This window comes from Psychrobacter sp. TB67 (assembly GCF_000511065.1).
Taxonomy (GTDB): domain Bacteria; phylum Pseudomonadota; class Gammaproteobacteria; order Pseudomonadales; family Moraxellaceae; genus Psychrobacter; species Psychrobacter okhotskensis.
This window is the reverse complement of the sequence record NZ_AYYA01000031.1, coordinates 1-2,369: the sequence shown is the minus strand read 5'-3', so window position 1 is coordinate 2,369 and position 2,369 is coordinate 1. Positions and strand designations below refer to the sequence as shown.

The following is a 2,369-nucleotide window of genomic DNA, read 5'->3' as shown; positions in this document are numbered from 1 at the left end:
AGTTCACCCGCCTACTTTAAAGAGATGCGTGATGCCTTTGCAACTATGCTAGAAGCCGCTGAATACGCGCTTGAGCTATTCGTCAATGATTTACCCTTTGATTATCGTACGCGTCCTATTAACAGACAACCTGATATCGTCTGGGGCGAGCGCGTATTGCCAAACCTACGTGATACTTTGGATAGTCTTAACGTCGGTTATCAAGAGCTGTTAAAAGGGGACTTAGCAGCAATAGGCTATGGCGGTAATGTAGAGAGTGACTTTCGGGCTATTAGTATGGATTACGATATCGACTGGATGCCAGAGCAGCAACAACTGGATTACGATAAATGGGAAACAGAGGCAAGCTTACGTGCCTTTAATCTAAAAATAACCAGTTATTTTGGTTGGCGTATTGGTGATTTAATAGAAAATTATAGTACTGAATCTCGAGGACCACTTAACCCACCCGAATCGTGGCCTGTTTATCGTCTCAACCCTAAATATAGCGTTGAGTTAGATGAGGTTGTTCCTGTTGCAGGTATTTATGTGCCTAGTAGAGAAGATGCCAGTGCTCAAGTATTATTAGATGGGATGTTAGCAAATGAAGCTTACGTCGGTTATGATCCAGAAACCATGCAAGCTGTCGGCATGGCGCCTGTCACATGGATGTTGGTTGAGCGTATCGCGGATAGTGGTGGTGGTAGCCATAATGTCGCACCAAAACGCTTACGCTGCGAGTCAGGTAAACCTTGTCCACAGACGGGATCATGGTGGTCACCATCCAGCCAGGATGTTAAACACTTTGAAGCAGGTGACATCATGCCAAAGATGAAGCGGCTTGAATGGCAAACCATTTGGTATTTTAACGAGACCAATCAGTTAAACGGTTAAGATAATTTACACCTTATCAATTAATAATAAAAGAGCTTTATATATGTTAAATCGTTCAGTTTCACAGGCTACATTTAGGGTATGGTTGTGGGTGTTTGTACTGTTTGCGCTAGGAGTTAGTCAGTCGCAACTCACTATTGCTGCTGATACTTCTTACACCGATAATACGTCTAAAAATGCAGAAGAACTCAGATTGGAGTATCTAGAAGAGCTTGCAAGGTGACCCCTGCCGTCAAATCCGTACAGTTAAACTTGGGAGATTTAATTACGCAGCTTGACGATAATAATCAAACCACACCTGTCTTGGCGATTTATAGCCCAAGCTCTTTTGAGTTCTCGTTTGGTTGTAATATAGTTCAATATATCCAATGATATCGGTAATGGCGGCAAATCTAGTTTTATAGTCTTGGTGATACACCAGCTCGTTCTTTAATATGCCCCAGAAGCTTTCTATGGGTGCGTTGTCAAAGCAGTTGCCTTTAGCACTCATTGAGCCTGTAAACTGATGCTGCTTGATGATTTTGTGATAAGCGTGGCTACAGTACTGACTGCCTCTGTCAGAATGCACAATCAGCCCTTTGCCTGGTCGTCTGTTCTTGATTGCCATATTTAGTGCACGACAGACTAAATCAGCAGTCATGCGTTTATTAATGGCGTAGCCAACCAGCTCTTTGGTGTATAGATCTTTGACCCCTGCTAAGTACAGCCAGCCCTCATTTGTCCAGATATAAGTAATGTCACTGACCCAAGACTCATTAGGACGCTTGGCATCAAACTGCTGATCGAGCACGTTTGGATAAACCAGCTTGTTGTGATTAGAGTCGGTGGTCACTTTAAAGCGCTTATGACGTCGGCATTTGATGCCGTGCTCTTCTTTGATGCGTCTCACCATGTATAGGCTAATGTCATGGCCTCGCTCACTTAGATGCGCATGCAGACGCTCATATCCATAGCGCTCCTTTGTTTCACTGTGCGCGGCTTTAACCAGCAGCTCAGACTGGTTGCGATGTATCTGTTGATCGCTGATATCACGACTCAGCCAGTCGTAGTAGCTAGAATGCTTAACCTTTAGTACACGGCACATAGCTGTGATACTAAATATCTGCTGGTTATCCTTAATAAAGGCGTACTTTACTAACTGTTTTTCGCGAAGTACGCCGTGGCCTTTTTTAATATCTCTCGCTCCTCCTCGGCAACTTTAAGTTGTCGCTTGAGCTGCTTTATTTCTTGAAGCGCTGTCATAAGATCAGGATCATATTGTTCTGTGCCGATAAGCTTGCCTTGATTGGCTTTGTTATGCCAATTTGATAGCGTTTGCATGGCAATGCCAAGCTGCTTTGCGGTAGCCGAGATATTGCCATTATTGTCTGATATCTTCTTGACAGCTTCTGCTTTAAATTCGTCACTGTAGGTTCTTACTTTCTTGGTCATGATAAACTCCGATTAATACGCTTAGTTTACCAAGTTTATCTCTACGGTTTCTTCAGCATAGCTCA

At 43.4% G+C, this 2,369-nt stretch carries 2 protein-coding genes; one reads left to right on the top strand and one right to left on the bottom strand.

The genetic code is table 11. The annotated features are described in order from the left end of the window. Positions 1-873 (top strand): hypothetical protein (locus tag W293_RS17335; RefSeq protein ID WP_025651380.1); only part of this gene is annotated, 873 nt, incomplete at its 5' end. 265 nt (positions 874-1,138) lie between these two features. Here the strand turns inward: W293_RS17335 and W293_RS0104840 are convergent. After that, a protein-coding gene (locus tag W293_RS0104840) for an IS3 family transposase (RefSeq protein WP_156915601.1) occupies positions 1,139-2,304 on the bottom strand; the annotation gives its coding sequence in 2 pieces (ribosomal slippage) (positions 1,139-2,046 and positions 2,046-2,304; 1,167 coding nt in all). Between the last annotated feature and the right edge of the window lie 65 nt (positions 2,305-2,369).